The organism is Bacillus sp. JZ39 (assembly GCF_053903145.1).
The window spans coordinates 2,140,211-2,158,125 of sequence record NZ_CP096389.1; the positions used below are offsets into that span (position 1 = coordinate 2,140,211).

Here is a 17,915-nt window from a genome sequence, read left to right on the forward strand (position 1 = left end):
CACAAAAAACCGTACACGTGCGGTTCCATTGCTCACCCATAGTCGGACATTTACGGTGCCCGGTAGAAACTTGCGTGCCATATCCACGCGATTATATGAGTGTTCCTATTATATTGTAATAAATTATATCAAGATTCTAATCTCTTGCATAGGCTGAAAATAAAAATTCCCGAACTTTATTTTTGTTTTTTTAGATATCATTCGTATTTCAAGGGTATACGATATAAAAGAGCCTGACGACCGCGCCGCCAGGCTTTTGATTATGACAGATAGAGATTTGAATATTTGTTTGATAAATAATCAATTAAATAGCAAACATTCAGCTCTTCTCCTGTTGCATCTTTAATAATGTCTAACGGCTTTTTCCGTTTTCCGTGAATGTGCACCTTTTCCGTCAGCCATTGCTTTATCGGATGGAACTCTCCTCTTTCCAAGAGAGCGTCAAATTCAGGGAGATCCTCAAGCATTTTTTGTTTCAGCTGAGCCGCATACATGTAGCCGAGCGCATAGGATGGGAAGTAGCCGAAATCACCACCTGCCCAATGGACGTCCTGTAAAATCCCATCTGCGTCAGTCTGCGGTGTAATCCCTAAATAATCTTGGTATTTTTGATTCCAAAGCGACGGCAGATCTTCCACAGACACTTCATTGCTGAAAATCGCTTTTTCAATTTCATAACGGATGATGATATGAAGAGGATACGTTAATTCATCCGCTTCGACCCTGATAAATGAAGGTTTTGATTCATTGATTGCCCGGACAAAATCATCCAGGGAGATGTCCTTGAACTGTTCAGGTGATGCTTCTTGAATCTTCTGATAGTACGGTGTCCAAAAATGCTTGTTGCGGCCGATAAAATTCTCGTAAAATAATGATTGCGATTCATGAATTCCCATTGATGCGCCGTCTGACAAGTTCGTGCCACTGAGTGCTTCATCAATATTTTGCTCGTATATCGCGTGCCCGCACTCATGAATGGTGCCAAAGATCGCCGTCCGGAAATCTTTTTCATCATATCTCGTCGTGACCCGAACGTCTCCCCGGTTCAGCGTAGTTGCAAACGGATGAACGGTTTCATCAAGTCTTCCGCCATCAAAATCGTAGCCAAGCTCCTGTAAAAAATACAGACTGAGCTCTTTTTGCTTTTCTTTCGGGAACGCTTTTGTAATAAAGCTTGTATCTGGTTTATTTTCGGAAGCTGTCACCTGTTTAACAAGAGGGATAATCGCTTCCTTCAGCTCAGCAAACAGCTGATCAAGCACCTTTACCGTGACGCCGGGCTCAAACAAATCAAGCAATGCATCATAAGGATGCTCTTGATATCCCCAATACGTAATAAAACGTTTATTGAATTCAATCAGCTGTTCTAAATAAGGAGAAAACAAGCTGAAATCAGATTTTCCTTTCGCTTCCTCCCACGCTGTTTCTGCCTTTGAACACAGAATCACGTATTCTTTGTATTCAGCCTCAGGGATTTTCTTATTCTCTTCATACTCTTTTTTCGCCAGTTCCACTGCTTTTTTCGTATCTTCCGACAAGTCATCTAATCGTTCATACAGGACATCGATAAGCTCCTTCATTCGATCTGATGTTTGGATATTGAATATATCTGTTGAAAGCTGGCCGATACTTTCGGCACGATCCTCTGAGCCGTTTTTCGGCGCGCCTGTTCTGGAGTCCCAGTGCATTAACGCAACTGCTTCGCTGTAATGTGAGATTCTTTTTAAAAGATCAAAAAATTCTTTTTCATATGTATGTATCTCCATATCCATTCCCTCCCTATTCTAGCCGTTCCATTACAGGCTAATGGAAGGGGGTATGAAAGTCAAATTGTTTGTATAAAAGGCTGCCGGTATGTTTTTATGGCAGCCTTTTTATTCAGTTGATCGTCATTTGATTTTTTGGCGGAGGTGTTCTCCGCTTTTTCTGCTTGATTTTTTTATCTACCCACACTGTTGCAAGCGGGGTTAAGAGCGAGGTGACAATAACGCTTGTCGCGATAATTGCAGTTGCCGACTCAGCAACTGGCGCAAATGAGGCATTCGCTTCCGCTAATGCATATGGCACGGCTACAGCCGCCCCCGCCGTAGAAGAAGCGGCCACTCCCGCGACACCATCTCCCCGCGCAATAAAACGATCAAGCAAAAACAAGGAACTGCCCGATAAAATGACGACAGAAACTCCGATAAAAATGCCGAGCAGCCCTGATTGGATCAGCATTCCAAAATTCAAGGTATTGCCGAGCGAAAAGGCAAAAAATGGAATGATCGCCGGCACAACCTTGCTGAATAAGTCTCTGAGATCATGATCCAGATTTCCAAGTATACATCCAAGTAAAAACGGGATGACTGTCGCTGCCAGCGTTTCCCATGGGAATGCGGCAAGTCCCGTCACACCAAACGTCACCATGGTCATAAAAGGACCAGATTCTGTACTGATAAAGGCGAAAGCGCCCGCATCCTCTTTTCTTCCCATATGGTTCATGAGCGCTAAATACAGTCCGCCGTTCGTTTCATTCATTACCGCGACAATTGCTAAAACAGAAAGACCTGCAAAAAAGCCGGATTGTATGCCTTCGTCAGGTATAAATTGCGCTGCGATCACGCCGAGCAGCGCCGCAAATCCGATCTTCCCCAATAATAACGTGATTCCTTTTCTTGCGATATAGCCTGAAGAACGAAAATCAATCGTTGCTCCTACGCAAAAGATAAATACACCCAGTATCGGCAGCGTTCCGGTAATCAAAGCACCCGTAAACCCTCCAAAGAACTCCGCTGTTCCAGGCGCAAACGTGTTGAGCGCCGCTCCAAGAAATAGCGGAATAATCATCATTCCGCCAGGTACCCGTTCAATTGTCGCCTTGATTTTCATATTGTGGATTCTCCCATCCTCCGGTTATGAAAAAACAATTCCACTTACACTTGGAAAACAGCCTGCAAATCCTCTTTTGAACAGCTGCCCAGCTGGCTGCCGACTCCGACGGCGCCAGCTCCGGCTCTAAGCCAATCAGGCACTTCAGACGGATGTATCCCGCCTGTCGGAATAAAGGTCACCTGCGGGAAAGGACCCGCTAAATTTTTCATAAACGGAATGCCAAACACACCGCTTGGGAACAGCTTTAATGTCGTGAACCCGAATGTCAACGCTTCCATAATTTCGCTCGGAGTCAAGACGCCGGGGATATAATGTGTCTTTACAAAAGATAGATGTTCAGCAAGATCAGCTGAAAAACCCGGACTGACAATAAACTGCGCGCCAGCCTCAGCAGCTTCCCCAGCTTGCTGCGCGGTGATGACCGTGCCCGCGCCAATTAAAATATCTTCCCTATTACGGAAGGATTCGATAATATCTGATGCCTCGGGGGTCGTATACGTCACTTCAACTGCACGAATCCCTTTATCTAATAAACTCTCAATCTGCTGACAGGCCTCCTGCTTATCCTTTGAACGAATGACTGCAATCAGCTTTGCTTCTTTCAGACGGTTTTCAACGACTTTGGACTCCATATTAATAATCCCCTTTCTTTTGGTGAACCGTTCTTTGAGCAGATAAAAAAGAAGCTAATTTCTCCCTGGTCGGCAAACCGTCCATATCCCCCGGTGCCTGCACTTGCAAAGCGCCAATCGCATTTCCCCTTTGCACCGCATCCTTGTACGACAAACCGTCTAGGATACCGCTGATTACACCGACTGCAAATCCGTCTCCGGCGCCGACCGTATCAACCACCCGGTCGACCCGGCAGCCTTCTAGAAATCCTTCACTTGTCCCCGTTTTAAAGTAAGCGCCTTCTTTTCCAAGTTTAATAGCAACAAAGCTGGCACCTTTTTTCAAATAATAGTCGGCAATGCCTTCAGGTGTTTTTTCTCCGGTCAATAGCTCTCCCTCTGCGATACCCGGGAAAAACCAGTCTGCAAGCCCAGCCAGATCATTGATTGTGTGTACCATTGTTGCTTGATCAGGCCAAAGCGAAGGTCTTACATTAGGGTCGAATGAAATGGTCTTCCCTGCGTTTCTCATGTCGTTCATGACATGATACGTGAAGTCTTTCATCTCGGCTGATAAAGCAGGCGGAATGCCTGTCACATGCAAATGGCCTGCGCATTGAAAATAATCTCTTGGATATTCAGCTGAAGTTAATGTGCTTGCAGCTGAGTTTTTCCTATAGTAGGTAACTTGCGGGTCGCCTTCTTTCACTTTTGACTTCAGCAGCAGCCCGGTGGGATTTTCGTCCTGCGAGCGGATCACGCGGGACACATCCACTCCCTCTTTTTTAAGCTCTTGTAAAATAAACGTTCCGAGCTGATCATTGCCGACCTTGCTCATCCATCCCATTCGGAATCCGAGTCTGGCAAGGCCGCAGGCGACATTGCTTTCTGCTCCGGCAAGCCCTTTAGAAAAAGTGGATACTTCATGAAGGCCTCCATACTCATTTGCGTAAAACATGGCCATTGATTCCCCGAATGTCACCGCATCAAGCTTCATCTCTTCCCAACCTCCTCTTAGTTGAGGGCACCTAGGATTAAAGTGACTTTCTCATGATGACTTTTGCCTCTAATTCAATGGTTTGAGGCGCTCCTTTGTCACCTTCAATCCTTTTTAATACACGTTCCATCGCCGTCCTGCCCATATCATGTGACGGCTGGGCGATCGTTGTAATGCCTGGACCGATCAGTTTGTACCACTCCGTATCATCGAATCCTGCAATCCCTATATCTTGAGGGATGCGCAGGCCAAGCTCTTCCATACAGCTGATGATTTTCAGCATAATCAAGCCATTCAAAGCCAGAATCGCTTTTTTTTGCTCCGGCATTTCCTTGTGAAAAGAACGAAGCGCCGCCTTAAGCTGCTCCTTGTCTTTTACGTCAATTTCATGCAATCTGACAAGCCCGTTCACATTTTGAACCGAAGCCATTTCCTGATACACAGCTGCTCTTTCTGCACGAGGGCTGATAGAGGAAATCGGTTCGGTAAACAGCGCGACATCAGTATACCCTTTGCTGTACACCTTCTGAAGAATCTCTTTTGTGATCCATCTGTTGTCAGTCGTTACGGTATCCAGTTTCAGATCCGGCAGTTTCCGGTCAATTAAGATTGTTGGAATTTGCTGTTCAGCAAAAGCACGGAGTACATCCTTGTTTTCCCCTGTTGCGTTTAAAATCAAGCCCTCAACCGAATGGGCTTCTAGCTTTAAGAGCATTTCCCGCTCTTTTTCAGGACTGTTATCTGTGTTGCACACCATAATGCTGTATCCATATTGATCACAAACCTCTTCGACTCCCCTGAAAGCAGCGACCGAAAAAGGATTTGTAATGTCAGCTACAACAAATCCGATTAACTTGCTTTTTTTTATTTTCAAACCTTGTGCCATTTTACTCGGCCGATAATTCAATTCTGCGATTGCCTTTTTAATGTTTTTCACTTTTTCAGGAGAAATCGCGTCAATTTTTCCGTTAATATAGCGGGAAACTGTCGATTTCGAAACTCCTGCACATTCAGCTACATCTTTGATGGTTGTATGGCCTGTTGTTTTCTTTTTCATTCAAGTGCTCCTGTATCTCATATATTTGAAACCGATTTCAAAACTGTTACAACAAAAGGATACCATAATTTTAAAATTTGGAAAGAGTTTTTTTAATAATGTGTCAATTCATTATTTTTTCGTTGACTCTTTTCACTATTTATCCTAAAATTTTCTTTGAAACCGTTACCAAAATATTTTCATTCAAGTGCTGCTGAAATCCTAACCAAGGGGGAAATATAATGGAAAATCGTTATTCTGTACATCCTGAACAAGTAAAACGCTTTACAACAGAGGAGCTTCGCAGTCATTTCTTAATGGATCCTTTATTTACAGAAAACAAACTTACGATGTATTACTCACATGAAGACCGGGTTGTCATCGGCGGAGCGGCTCCAGGGCAAAGTGAACTGAAGCTTGATGCAGGTGATTTTCTAAAAACAGACTTCTTTTTGGAACGGCGTGAAATCGGGATTATTAATGTCGGCCAGCCTGGTGCCGTTAGAGTCGGCGATGATGAATATGTGCTTCAAACAAAGGATTTTCTCTATATCGGAATGGGTAATCAGGATGTATCATTTTCAAGCCTGAACGGTGAAAAAGCGAAGTTTTACTTCGTCTCCGCTTGCGCCCACAAAAGCTATCCGACACAAAAAGCCGCCCTAGCTGAACTGACACCGGACCGCCTTGGTGATGATGCAGCGTCTAATGTCAGAAGTCTGTACAAAGTCATTCATCAGGATGGCATTAAAAGCTGTCAGCTGATGATGGGAATAACGATGTTAGATCAAAACAACAACTGGAATACGATGCCAGCACACGTTCATGACCGTCGGATGGAGGCTTATCTTTATCTGGATCTTGAAAAGGATTCAAAGGTATTTCATTTCATGGGCCAGCCGGACGAAACACGCCATCTTGTTGTTGGAAATGAGCAGGCTGTCCTTTCTCCCGCCTGGTCTATTCATTCTGGCGCAGGAACATCAAACTATAGCTTTGTGTGGGCGATGGCTGGAGAAAATTACACATTTACGGACATGGATCTCGTTCCGATGGATGGGCTGAAATAAGATGGGTTATCTACATGACGCCTTTTCATTAGAAGGAAAAACAGCGCTTGTGACAGGCCCGGGAACAGGGATCGGTCAAGGTATAGCCAAAGCCCTAGCCGGGGCTGGCGCTGATATTATCGGCACATCACATACAAGCAGCCTATCTGAAACACAGCAGCTTGTGGAACAGGAAGGCCGGATATTTACATCTTTTACATTGGACATGAGCAAGCCGGAAGCGATAAAGGATTCTGCAGCTGAGCTGTTTGAAAACAGGCAGATCGACATCCTTGTCAATAATGCCGGCATTATTCATCGGGAAAAAGCGGAAGATTTTTCAGAAGAGAACTGGCAGCACGTACTGAATGTCAATCTAAACAGCCTGTTTATTCTGACACAGCTTGCTGGCAGGCACATGCTGAAAAGAGGTCATGGAAAGATTATTAATATTGCCTCTCTCCTGTCTTTTCAAGGAGGCATCCTCGTTCCGGCTTACACCGCGAGCAAACACGCTGTTGCCGGTTTGACAAAATCATTTGCAAATGAGTGGGCAGCGTCAGGTATTCAGGTCAACGCAATCGCCCCAGGCTATATTTCTACTGCGAATACAAAGCCTATTCGGGATGACGAAAAGCGAAATGAGGACATTTTAAAGAGAATTCCTGCCGGCCGCTGGGGCCAAGCGGATGATATCGGGGGGACTGCAGTCTTTTTGGCATCACGTGCTTCAGATTATGTAAATGGACATATTTTAGCAGTTGATGGCGGCTGGCTATCCCGCTGACAAATAAAAAAAGCTGACGAACGATCGTCAGCTTTTTTCCATTACATCATGTGCGGTTCAACAGGCAAGACCTTTTTGACCTCATCAATGATGCGTTCATTTTCTCCGCCAGCGTAAATGTGAATCGAGCCGCTGTCTTGATTCGAGCGAATCAGGCGCCCGATGCCCTGCCGTACACGTAACAACATATATGGCAGATCAACTTCTTCGAACGGATCTTTTTTCGCTCCGTTGCGCTTCGCTGTAAATACAGGATCGTGTGGCGGGAACGGTAATGACCAAATGGTAACATTCTTCAATGCGTCACCGGGAATGTCGAGTCCTTCCCATAAGTGAACTGAACAAAGTACTGTTTCTTCTTCCTCTTGGAATTTCTCTACTAAGCTGCTGATTTCCTCGTCACCTTCGAAGAAAATTGGATACGGCAGCTCCCATGCCGCCGACAGCTCTTTAAACTCGTTTAATTCTTCAAAAGAAGGGAAAAGCACCAGCGTTCTTCCTTTGTAACGTTTGATTGTTTCAATCGTTTCAGCCGTTTTTTGTTCAGCGGCCATATCTGTTTTTGCGTATAGATTAATACTCATTTGCTCGTCATAATCATAAGGGGAATCAACAGTTAATGACAAATAATCATGAATCCCAAGACTGTCGGCAATATAATCAAACGAACCGCCTTCTGACAGCGTAGCAGAAGAAAAGATATAAGGAATTTTCTTAGAAAACACTTTTTCGCCAAGTACTTCTGCTACCGTTCTCGGCATCACGACAAAAGTTGATTCTGCTTCCTTTTTCTCCAGCCAGCTGATCGCATCCTTTTGATATAGAGATAATGAATACGCCATTTGTTCAACATATTCTTCCACTACTGACAGCTCGTATTGATCAATCGTATACATTTCAGACTCAAATACAAGTGCCTCACCGATTTTATCAAGTAAACGGCAAAGCTCGTCCGCCGCCTTTTTGACACGCTGGTCATTTTTTATTTCTAAACGGTGTGAACCGGCTACTTCCTTTGATTCTTCAGAAAGAACATAGAAAAATTCGTCGTTTGCGAGAAGCGCATCTTCAATCAATTCTGCAAACTCTTCTCTGATGTCATTTTGCAGCAATCGTTCTAAAAACAATTCAAGAGTAGACTGCTTCACTCTATAGGTTAGCGCTTTTTGCGCAGCAAACTCTAACAAGTGCCCCTCATCAAATACAACTGCACTATGATCAGGCAAGAGCGGCAGCTGGCCCTCTCGTTTGCGTGATTCTTCCGTCCACACATGCTCCATATAAAAATCATGGGAACAAATGATTAAGTCCGTTGACTTGCGGTAGTAATCTCTGGAAAGTGTCAGACCGCATCTGTGTCTCATATCACAAGTCAGACAGTCCTGAAACGAGTCGTAGCTTACGTCAGACCACTCTTCATTCGATAGATTTGCGTACTGCTTACGGTCGCCATACGGATAAAAGCGCTGCATCGCCTGTGACTCGTGGACAAATGACGGTAACGACTCATAAAGATCCAGCCATTTATCATCATCAGAACGCTGCATTGTTTTTTCAAGCTTCTTCAAGCATAAATATTGTTCATGTGATTTTGACAGTCTTGTATCAATTTTCAGATCAAGATGCTCAGCCAGCTTAGAAATATCGCCCTCTTTTTTCACCAGCTGTTCAATTAATGTTTCATCTGCACAAGCGATGATGGCGGGTTTGCCGACATACCTTGCATAGCTGATTGCAAAAAGAAGATAAACCAGCGTTTTCCCCGTTCCCACTCCAGCTTCGGCGAACATGACTTTTTTCTCTTTAAACGCCCGCTCCAGCTGAAAAGCCATAAATACTTGCTCGTCCCGAAGATCAAACCCTTTTTCGGGAAGGATATCGTAAAACACGTCACCAATCCAATTGTTCAATTCTTCATAAAAATTCTTTGTTTTCGTTAAAGAAAAAGGCAAACGTGATGTTGTCACCTAGTTCCAACCCCCAACTATTCGACATTCAGACCACCAATAATATCATTTTCCGCTGATGAATACAATAAAAAAACTTGGCAATGCCAAGTTTTTTGCAGTTTACTTACGATTGATCACATGCGACGATAAAAAAGGATGGTCTGTTGAATAAATATGTTCTACCGCTTTTTCTAAATCAGTTTGCGCATGCGAAATCACAGACGGAGACGAATCAGTCCTGAGATCCTTCAGCTCGTTTGCTGTTGCGTCAAGCGCCCTTTGAATAAGATTAAAATGTTCGCTGTTCAGCATGAGATCACCTCTGATGGAAATAATCATCATTGTATGCGAACTTTTCATTTTATATACATGCTTTACCGCATGTTATCACCGAAACATGCACAAACTACACTTGATATTCCGTCTCCGGATTATCCGTCTTATCAACAATATTCTATCAGGGAGTGATGTTGAGATGAGTTATAGAAACCGATTAGATCAGCATTCTGAACTGTTTCATCACAATTGGACGCGGCCTAAACGTTCTAAGTCTCAAGTAAACGGTCACACTGAAATGTCCCAAACCAACATTATATTGAGAAGCAACGCGAAAGCTCACCGTTGGTAACGATAGAATAGGGCTGAAAGATGAAAGAAGACGCATGCAGAGCGTCTTCTTTTTATGCGTTTTCTGTTTTCTTTCGCTGCGGCCTTACTTTTGACCAATATTGATAATAATCCGTTTTAATAAACCCGTTAAAGAGCTTTCGTTTCTTCGTTGCTTTTCTGCCATATGCTTCCTCAAAGTTTTCATTTGATGTCAGCATATACACAGACCAAGTATCAAGCGGCTCGAACGCCTTCCCCATTTCTTTGTACATCTGCTCAACGGCTTTTTTCTCGCCGAGACGCTCTCCATATGGCGGGTTGCCGACAATTACGCCAAACTCCAGATTTGTGGTAAAGTCTTTGACCTGCATCTGTTTGAACTGGATTAGATCTCCCAATCCTGCTTCCTCTGCATTTTCTTTTGCGATTTGAACCATGCGGTGGTCTATGTCGCTAGCGAAAATTGTAAGCGGCTGGTCATAATTTGCCTTCTCTTCGACTTCAAGCCGCGCTTTGTTCCACAGATCTTTACCGATCCATTCCCAATCCTCTGAAACAAAATCGCGATTGAATCCCGGGGCGATGTTTTGACCGATTAGCGCCGCTTCTATCGCGATTGTTCCGGAGCCGCAGAAAGGATCAACAAACGGGCGGTCAGGCGTCCAATTGGTTAATTGCACCAAAGCGGCAGCAAGTGTTTCTTTAATCGGCGCACCGCCCTGATCGACACGGTATCCTCGTTTGTGAAGGCCCGTCCCTGATGAGTCCAGTGTAATCAAAGCCTGATCTTTCAATAAAGATATTTCCACTTTATACTCGGCACCTGTTTCTTCAATCCAATCATTGGCTTTGCCGGACTGCAGCTTGAGCTTTTCGACAATTGCTTTTTTGACGATCCGCTGACAGTCGGGAACGCTTGCAAGTGTTGATTTTACCGATTTTCCGATGACAGGGAATTTCCCGTTTTCAGGTATAAATGAGCGCCAGTTAATCGCTTTCGTTTTTTCAAACAGTTCATCAAATGTTTTCGCTTTAAAAGAAGCAACCTGAACCTTTATGCGGTCGGCTGTTCTAAGCCAAAGGTTCGCACGGCAGATGGCAAGTGCATCACCTTCAAAAATAACTTTCCCGTTATCAACCTTGCATTCGTATCCTAAATCTCGTACTTCCTTTGCGACAACAGCTTCAATGCCCATCGGCGCCGTTGCAATTAGTGTATACTTCTTCATCGTATCACCCTGTCTTTTAAAACTTTTCTCTTTTCAAGATAAAAGCTCTCCTTATACGGGAGAGCTTGTTTTCATCATTTTAAATGTAAGTGGTCTAACGTTCTGTAAGCCATGTTTTGTTCCGTCGTACTGCAAACGGCTCATCACCTCGTACTCAGGCGGCAATCATCTATCTACAGAAAGCATTCTGTCCTTCTCTCCGTTGAATTCCGTTAAGAAGGTTCCCCTACCAAAATTTGGGTTTCTCGCTCGAGGGGTTTACCGCGTTCCACTCTCACCATTTCTAGTGAGACTTCGTCACTGTGGCACTTTCAAGGATACTCAGCCATATCCGAAGACGTAGGCTTTTTTCCTGCCGTCAGCCTCTAAAGACTGCCCTAGCTTATGACTTCGCTAGGCACGAACACTACGGGCATCTCAGCACCGTGCGAGCATGGACTTTCCTCTACAGATTCAAGATCTGCAGCGATTACCCGAACGTTAAGAACATGAATTATTATATAACAACTGATTACAATTTACAAGCGCCATTTTTTTCAAGCGTGATCAATCATAAAGCTTGCTACCAAAAACGTGTTTTTCTAAGTTAGACAGCCGTTTTAAAATATCAAAGTTTGTTGTGTTAGATTGCACAGGCTGTTTTTTGCTTGCTTCTTCAAGCTGTTTTTTCAGCTGCAGATTTTCCTGCTGCAGTTCTTCAATTTCTTGATGGAAGGTTTCATAATCCTTAATAATCATATCTAAAAATTTGTCAACGTCTTCTTGCTTGTAGCCTCTAACGCCTGTTTTAAATTCTTTTTCCAAAATTTCTTTCGCAGAAAGCTTTACTTTATCAGCAAGCATCTTTTTCACCTCGTATCGTGAATCATCACATATATTTTTTCAGAAATCTGTACGGTTGTCAAATTTCTCTTATTGCTATGAGTAGCTGTCTTCCTCTACTGTCACTCTCAAGTCATCCATTGTAATAAAGTAGATGGGATAGCCATCCTTTTCGCGCCTTTTTTCCGCTGTCCCAAGCATATACTTAGGGGAGCCTTCCTTTTCCGGGTCATATAAAAGCAGAAGCCCGTCGGACTTATCAATGAAGAACTGATTTTTTTGTTTGAATTGAAGCGGGCTTTCATAAGGACGGTGAGTCAGGCTTGCTTCATAGTCTGCCTGAGCCAGAACTGCTTCATACAGTTCCTTATTCGGTTCTTTCCAGTTCTTTTCCTGCTCGTAAAATGGTGTGATGACAGCTACCTTTAAGTCAGGGTATTCCTCCTGCAAATCATATGCAGCTTCTGCCGCCCACAGCTCCGCTCCAAGCTGGCCCGAAATTAAAATCCATTCTAATCCTTCATCCAAAAAAGCAATCAGCCGGTTCTTAATGGCTTTTTTTATGTAATACAGCGCCTTGTCATCCTGCTTAAATATCCCGAGTTCAAACGGTTTATAGCCCGTAATTGCCAGTACTTTCATCATTTCACCTGCTTTAAAAAATGGGGCTCCCGTGGGCCCCATTTGTTGTGCTGCATTGTTTACACCATCAAGCTGCACGTTTCCATACTAGTAGTCGCAGCAAGGTTTTCCTGCTTGAAAATGCTGATGCGTAGCCGGGTCAACATTTGAGAAAGTGTGTGGAAAGTAGTGAACGTGCTGAAAATGCTGGTGGTTTACGTTTGTTGTATGCTGTGGGTGAATGTGCGGCACGATAGTCTTCGAAAACGTATGGTGTTCACAGCAATGAGTAGGATGGACAATTGGCGCCATCATATGCGGTCTGCAGTGATGCATGATAAAATCCCCTTTCCATAAACTTTATTACAATACTAAGCTATGAAAAATAAGGGGTACATGTTCTGATGCAAAGACCTATTTTAAAAGTGTGCAATTAAGCTGTCTTTAAAGTTTGAAAATACAAAAGCAATCAAAAATACCACAACAAAGAACAAGTAAAAAACACCCTTATACATACCAACTCTCCCTTTAAAAATAACTAACGTCATTTTACAGGATTCGCCGCTATTCTACAACAAAATCAATGTGAATTCAGCAAAAAAAATTCATGGCGAAACAAGTCGTCTTTTGCGCTTTCCCGGGGAATATTTAAGAGGAATATTTCCTCTTCAGCCGGGCAATTCTCACATGCAGTTTTTCAGTTTCTTTCTCTGATAAGCATGCCGCATCGCTAAGCAATTGCTCTGCTATTTGCAATGCTTTTCCGAATTCTTTTTTCTTATGCTCAAAATATTTCGCGAGCTCTATTACAGCAGCGTATCTGCACTTCTGGTTTTGCGAGCGGGACAGCTTTTCCCAAAGCGGCACTGCTTCTTCCAAGCGGTTTTGTTTTTTGTACAGGAGCGATAAATCCAGCCGTGCACTGTCCTGATTCTTAAACGATTTTTCTATAAGCCTTTCCAACTGCTTGATCGCTTGGTCCGTTTCTTTATGAGCCATAAACCATTTCGCCATAGCATAGGCTTCACTGTGTTCTTTTGGCGCATGTGATTCTGAAAGGATTTTTTTAGACATATGGATGTACAATGAAATGAGTGATAACACATCCATTTCATTATGATGCAGGACACCTTTTAAAAGATCCGGCTCTTGTGCCTTGATAAAATGAAAGTAAAGCATTGGCGCCAAGTAGCCCGGTGTGTCTTCTAGTCTGCGGATGCCGAGCTCCTCTTTTTCAACCGTGCCAAGAGATACGCGGTCCATTTTGTGTTTCCACAGGCGTCTAGCTCCATGCAAAAGATCAAAGTGGCCAAACTCCGGAAGCTTCGGAAGTCTGTCACGGATCAAGGTGTGCCTTGTTTTCACCTGCGGCCAATCAAAGGCTTTGCCGTTGTAGGTCACAAGTGATGTAATGTCAACCTCGCTTAAAAAGCTTTGGTACAAGGCGACTTCGTTCCCCGGTTTGGGCAAAAGATGCTGTTTGACTGTCACTCGGTCTTCATATACTCTCGCATGCCCAAGCAAAAAAATGGTATTCCCAGCTCCACCCCCAAGACCGGTTGTTTCTGTATCAAAGAAAAAGAGGTTGTTTTTGTTATACCCTTTTGCTGACAACGTATGCGACAGGCCGCTTTGATTCCACAGTGTGATCACTTCCTCAAGCTCAGAAAAGCTGTATAACCCATGGTTGTGAGAAAGCGGATATTCTACTTCTCTGATGAGGCAATATTCATCTTCGAAGATGAAAGGCTTCATGCCAAAAGCCTCCCACTCTTCTAAAAACGGGATGTCATCAAAGTGGTTTTCTTGTTTGCCTGCTTCTATTTTTTGTTCTCCTTCATCGAGCACCATGTGCTTTTTCATCCGCTGGAGTTTCCCTTTTAATGACATATCCGGCCTCCCTCCTTACGACATTTGATCCAACAGCTGCAAAATTCTTTCCTTTGCTTTTATCCCTTCTATTTCCGTACCTATACAAGACGGACAGCCGTCATGACAAGGACAATGTGTAATCAGTTGTTTCGCCGCTTCATTAATGTCTGAAAAACGTTTAAAGACTTCCTCCGCCAAACCGATACCGCCCGGATAATGATCATATAAAAATATGGTTGGCAATCCGGTATGGGCTGCTTTAATTTGAGAAACAACATGAACATCATTTCGATCACACATGATATACACAGGGACAATATGCTGCAGCACATTCGAGATGCCAAGAAGCAGCTGTTCCAGTGTCTTTTCCCCGATGTCTTCATCCGCTGTTTTGATTTCGAGCCAAGCTGCACTTGTATGCAGTTCTTCTTCCGGCAAATGAATAGGTCCAGACCCAATATTTTCAAAAGTGGTCATTTTTATTTTTTTAAAAATGGTCGGCAGGGCATTGACAGTGACGTCTCCGTAGTGCAATGACGTACGGCTTTTTTCTTTCGTTTTATCGATTTCTAAAACCTTCAGCTGAACTGCCAGGTTTGCATCCGTATAATATTCGACATCGACTTTTCTGACATACGCCTTTTTATGGTCCCAATCGAGCCTCTCAACTTGATACTGAACGCCTTCATGCAAATAAATCGCTTCATCATGTAAAAGCGTCATCGCGCTAAAACGGTCCATTTCACCTATAATCCTTACATTTGCAATATCCGACTGATCAATTATAACGACGTTTTCCTGGGAGGCGGAACGCAAACTGATGTTTGAAGCAGGGAACGACTCACTTGCCCAATGGTACCGTTCGCCGTTGCGGTGAAGAACAGCCTCTTCCTGAAGATACTCAAGAATATCACTGACTTCCATGGGTCCAAATTCTTCATCAGCTCTAAAAGGAAGCTCATAAGCCGCACACTTTAAGTGGTCTACTAAAATAATCAAATTCTCCGGATTGATTCTTGCAGATTCCGGCGAACGATTAAAGAAATATTCAGGATGCCGCACAATATATTGGTCAATCGGTGTTGAATTGGCTACCATGATAATCAAAGATTCACCGTGTCTTCTGCCGGCTCGTCCCGCCTGCTGCCAAGCACTTGCAACACTTCCGGGATACCCCGTCATTACACACACTTGCAGCTGGCCGATATCAACACCAAGCTCTAAGGCATTCGTACTGACCACTCCTAAAATGTCGCCTTCTCTCAGGCCTTTTTCGATTTCTCTTCGCTCTTTCGGCAGATAGCCTCCCCGATAGCCTCTGATTGATTTTGTTCCAATCTCTTTTTTCACAAGCTCCTGAATATGGCTTAAAATAATTTCCACCCGAACTCTGCTTCTGGCAAAAACAATGGTCTGCACTTTGTTTTTAAGGAACTCTTTCGCCAGTTCATTCACTTCTGCGGTTGCGCTCCTTCTAATATTGAGCGGTTTGTTCACAATTGGCGGATTGTAAAACACAAAATGCTTGCGTCCGCTCGGTGCGCCGTTGTCATCGACCAGCCGCATCGGGTTGCCTGTCAGCTGCTCTCCCAATTCCTTTGGGTTGGCAATTGTTGCGGAAGTACAAATAAAAACCGGATCACTTCCATAAAACCGGCAGATCCGCTTTAGCCGCCGGATCACATTTGCCACATGGCTGCCGAACACACCTCGATACGTATGAAGCTCATCGATGACGATATACTTAAGGTTTTCAAACAAACTGACCCATTTCGTATGATGCGGTAGAATGGCAGAATGCAACATATCGGGGTTTGTAATGATAATATGACCTGCTTTTCTCACCTTTTGTCTGATTGCCGGAGACGTATCCCCGTCATATGTAAAGCTTTTAATATCAATGCCCATTTCATCAATAATTTCATTTAACTCGCTCTTTTGGTCTTGTGCCAGCGCTTTAGTCGGAAATAAATATAACGCCCGGTTTGTTTCATCTTGGGCGATGGACTGCAGGACTGGGAGGTTGTAGCATAACGTTTTTCCTGATGCTGTTGGCGTTACGGTAACGATGCTTTCTCCTTTTTGCACATATTGAAAAGCGGAATATTGGTGAGTATATAGTTCATCAATGCCCCTTTTCGAAAGGGCCGCTTTGATTCTCTCGTCTATACTTTCGGGCATAGGCCTTGTTTTTGCTTCCCGAGGCTCAATTTCATGCCAATTCACAACGTTTTCATTTCCTTTTAAATCAGAAATGAGTTCAGTCAGTGATTTCTTTTTCATTCTTTACACCTCTTTGTCAAGTACAGTTTACCGAATATTTGTTTGCATGGCTAGGTGCAAATTTTATACAGTTGAATAAAAAAAGCAAGGCATACGCCCTGCTTATTTCGCTTTTATTGTAAGGAGCTTTGATTCGCCTTTACGAGCAGCAATTTCGCCTGCCGGTACAATTGATCCTACAGCCTCACCATTCATTATAACGATTGGGATGACTGTGCTGCTCGCTTTTTGTTTTATTAATTCCAAATCACATGTAATCAGCGGGTCACCGACCTTCACTTTATCCCCTTCTTTAATGTGGGCAGTAAATCCTTCTCCGTTCATATTGACTGTCTCCAGCCCGACATGAATTAACAGCTCAATTCCCGAGCGAGTCCGAATGCCAACGGCGTGTTTGGTGTGGAAAATCTGAATGACTTCACCTTCAGCGGGAGATACGATTTCACCGCTAGAAGGTTCCACCGCTATTCCTTCTCCCATCATTTTCTGTGAAAAAACAGGGTCCGGCACATCTGACAGGTCCATTACTGTACCGTCTGCCGGAGAATAAATAACCTCTTCTGTCACCTTTTCCTGAGTTTTGCCCATTCCGAATAATTTTTTCAGCAATGTATTTTCTCCCTTCTCATTCACTTCAACCGTTATCCCTTCATTCACCACTATTTAACCACACTTTCAATTTTGCTTCAATTTATAACAACATTTGGCATAGACGCATAATCTGATTAAAAAAGGCGGTGGCGAAATTGGAATTCTATGATGACAAAAAGAACGAACTGCAAAAGAAAGAAGAAATCATAACGGAGGCAATCGACACTCTTTTTCAATCCTCAGCGTTCGGCAACCTTATAAACGGATTTCAGAACCTGATCAACTCGAGTTTAAAGGATGTGCAGACGACCATACATGTCAGAGAAAGAGATACTGGGCTGTATATCGATATTACCATTCCGGAGACGTTTCGGGATGGCGAGATCGTCGTTGATGTTAAATCGAGGTATCTCCATGTAACACTCCAAGAAAAACAGAAACACCAAAATGAGGCTACCTTTACAAGCATGACAAGAACGGTTCAGCTGCCTTATGAAGTTCGCCAAGAAGATATGGAAACGTCTTGGAACGAGCAGACAATGACACTTTTCTTTCCAAAAAATAAGCATGAATGAACGATTCATT

At 43.6% G+C, this 17,915-nt stretch carries 19 protein-coding genes, 1 other RNA gene and 1 riboswitch; of the genes, 4 read left to right on the forward strand and 16 right to left on the reverse strand.

Features of this window, described 5'->3' with window-relative positions; all coding sequences use genetic code 11:
* Window positions 1-19 precede the first annotated feature (19 nt).
* Window positions 20-119: riboswitch (purine riboswitch) on the reverse strand.
* A gap of 141 nt (window positions 120-260) precedes the next feature.
* The 5 genes from ypwA to kdgR all read right to left on the reverse strand — a co-directional run bounded on the left by ypwA (window position 261) and on the right by kdgR (window position 5,539).
* Entirely contained in the window at window positions 261-1,766 is a 1,506-nt protein-coding gene (gene ypwA / locus M1D65_RS10795; protein ID WP_456270568.1) for a carboxypeptidase, read from the reverse strand.
* A gap of 112 nt (window positions 1,767-1,878) precedes the next feature.
* Window positions 1,879-2,871, reverse strand: coding sequence for a 2-keto-3-deoxygluconate transporter (kdgT, locus tag M1D65_RS10800; RefSeq protein WP_015714144.1), 993 nt, complete (start codon window positions 2,869-2,871; stop codon window positions 1,879-1,881).
* Between the two features lie 44 nt (window positions 2,872-2,915).
* The gene (gene eda, locus M1D65_RS10805; RefSeq protein ID WP_015714145.1) at window positions 2,916-3,506 is read right to left on the reverse strand and encodes a bifunctional 4-hydroxy-2-oxoglutarate aldolase/2-dehydro-3-deoxy-phosphogluconate aldolase; all 591 of its coding nucleotides are present in this window, start codon (window positions 3,504-3,506) and stop codon (window positions 2,916-2,918) included.
* A gap of 1 nt (window position 3,507) precedes the next feature.
* On the reverse strand, window positions 3,508-4,482 hold the full coding sequence (kdgK, locus tag M1D65_RS10810) for a 2-dehydro-3-deoxygluconokinase (protein WP_015251846.1): 975 nt from the start codon (window positions 4,480-4,482) through the stop codon (window positions 3,508-3,510).
* Window positions 4,483-4,519: 37 nt separating this feature from the next.
* The gene (kdgR, locus tag M1D65_RS10815) at window positions 4,520-5,539 is read right to left on the reverse strand and encodes a pectin utilization transcriptional regulator KdgR (protein WP_015383935.1); all 1,020 of its coding nucleotides are present in this window, start codon (window positions 5,537-5,539) and stop codon (window positions 4,520-4,522) included.
* Window positions 5,540-5,760: 221 nt separating this feature from the next.
* Between kdgR and kduI the strand changes: the two genes are divergently transcribed.
* Window positions 5,761-6,588 carry a 5-dehydro-4-deoxy-D-glucuronate isomerase gene (kduI, locus tag M1D65_RS10820; protein WP_015251844.1) on the forward strand — a complete coding sequence of 276 codons (828 nt, stop codon included), beginning with the start codon at window positions 5,761-5,763 and terminating at the stop codon, window positions 6,586-6,588.
* A gap of 1 nt (window position 6,589) precedes the next feature.
* Window positions 6,590-7,354, forward strand: a complete 765-nt coding sequence (kduD, locus tag M1D65_RS10825; protein WP_077671375.1) for a 2-dehydro-3-deoxy-D-gluconate 5-dehydrogenase KduD — start codon at window positions 6,590-6,592, stop codon at window positions 7,352-7,354.
* Window positions 7,355-7,395: 41 nt separating this feature from the next.
* On the opposite strand, the gene M1D65_RS10830 is transcribed toward kduD, so the two are convergent.
* Together M1D65_RS10830 and M1D65_RS10835 are read right to left on the reverse strand one after the other, a co-directional pair.
* Window positions 7,396-9,321, reverse strand: a complete 1,926-nt coding sequence (locus tag M1D65_RS10830) for an ATP-dependent DNA helicase (protein WP_014477152.1) — start codon at window positions 9,319-9,321, stop codon at window positions 7,396-7,398.
* 102 nt (window positions 9,322-9,423) lie between these two features.
* Window positions 9,424-9,615 (reverse strand): hypothetical protein, encoded by a 192-nt coding sequence (locus tag M1D65_RS10835; RefSeq protein ID WP_064671145.1) that lies wholly within the window; start codon window positions 9,613-9,615, stop codon window positions 9,424-9,426.
* A 163-nt stretch (window positions 9,616-9,778) separates the two neighbouring features.
* On the opposite strand from M1D65_RS10835, the gene M1D65_RS10840 reads away from it, so the two are divergent.
* Window positions 9,779-9,931 (forward strand): YpzG family protein, encoded by a 153-nt coding sequence (locus tag M1D65_RS10840; RefSeq protein ID WP_010327933.1) that lies wholly within the window; start codon window positions 9,779-9,781, stop codon window positions 9,929-9,931.
* A 52-nt stretch (window positions 9,932-9,983) separates the two neighbouring features.
* Here the strand turns inward: M1D65_RS10840 and M1D65_RS10845 are convergent, their stop codons facing one another.
* The 9 genes from M1D65_RS10845 to M1D65_RS10885 form a co-directional block, all read right to left on the reverse strand.
* Window positions 9,984-11,141 (reverse strand): THUMP domain-containing class I SAM-dependent RNA methyltransferase, encoded by a 1,158-nt coding sequence (locus M1D65_RS10845; RefSeq protein WP_021481520.1) that lies wholly within the window; start codon window positions 11,139-11,141, stop codon window positions 9,984-9,986.
* A gap of 100 nt (window positions 11,142-11,241) precedes the next feature.
* Window positions 11,242-11,622: RNase P RNA component class B (gene rnpB / locus M1D65_RS10850), an RNA gene on the reverse strand.
* Between the two features lie 65 nt (window positions 11,623-11,687).
* On the reverse strand, window positions 11,688-11,984 hold the full coding sequence (gene gpsB, locus M1D65_RS10855; protein ID WP_003225629.1) for a cell division regulator GpsB: 297 nt from the start codon (window positions 11,982-11,984) through the stop codon (window positions 11,688-11,690).
* 75 nt (window positions 11,985-12,059) lie between these two features.
* On the reverse strand, window positions 12,060-12,605 hold the full coding sequence (locus tag M1D65_RS10860) for a DUF1273 domain-containing protein (RefSeq protein WP_038828609.1): 546 nt from the start codon (window positions 12,603-12,605) through the stop codon (window positions 12,060-12,062).
* 87 nt (window positions 12,606-12,692) lie between these two features.
* On the reverse strand, window positions 12,693-12,920 hold the full coding sequence (gene cotD / locus M1D65_RS10865; protein ID WP_010886551.1) for a spore coat protein CotD: 228 nt from the start codon (window positions 12,918-12,920) through the stop codon (window positions 12,693-12,695).
* A gap of 83 nt (window positions 12,921-13,003) precedes the next feature.
* The gene (locus M1D65_RS10870; protein ID WP_003230707.1) at window positions 13,004-13,132 is read right to left on the reverse strand and encodes a hypothetical protein; all 129 of its coding nucleotides are present in this window, start codon (window positions 13,130-13,132) and stop codon (window positions 13,004-13,006) included.
* A gap of 100 nt (window positions 13,133-13,232) precedes the next feature.
* A complete protein-coding gene (gene mrfB / locus M1D65_RS10875; protein ID WP_456270569.1) occupies window positions 13,233-14,474 on the reverse strand; it encodes a metal-dependent exonucleaseMrfB in 1,242 nt (413 codons plus the stop codon).
* A gap of 15 nt (window positions 14,475-14,489) precedes the next feature.
* Window positions 14,490-16,739, reverse strand: coding sequence for an ATP-dependent helicase MrfA (gene mrfA, locus M1D65_RS10880; RefSeq protein WP_456270570.1), 2,250 nt, complete (start codon window positions 16,737-16,739; stop codon window positions 14,490-14,492).
* 102 nt (window positions 16,740-16,841) lie between these two features.
* The gene (locus M1D65_RS10885) at window positions 16,842-17,348 is read right to left on the reverse strand and encodes a PTS sugar transporter subunit IIA (RefSeq protein WP_169037900.1); all 507 of its coding nucleotides are present in this window, start codon (window positions 17,346-17,348) and stop codon (window positions 16,842-16,844) included.
* Between the two features lie 137 nt (window positions 17,349-17,485).
* On the opposite strand from M1D65_RS10885, the gene M1D65_RS10890 reads away from it, so the two are divergent.
* Window positions 17,486-17,905 carry an Hsp20/alpha crystallin family protein gene (locus tag M1D65_RS10890; protein WP_124048174.1) on the forward strand — a complete coding sequence of 140 codons (420 nt, stop codon included), beginning with the start codon at window positions 17,486-17,488 and terminating at the stop codon, window positions 17,903-17,905.
* Window positions 17,906-17,915: the final 10 nt, after the last annotated feature.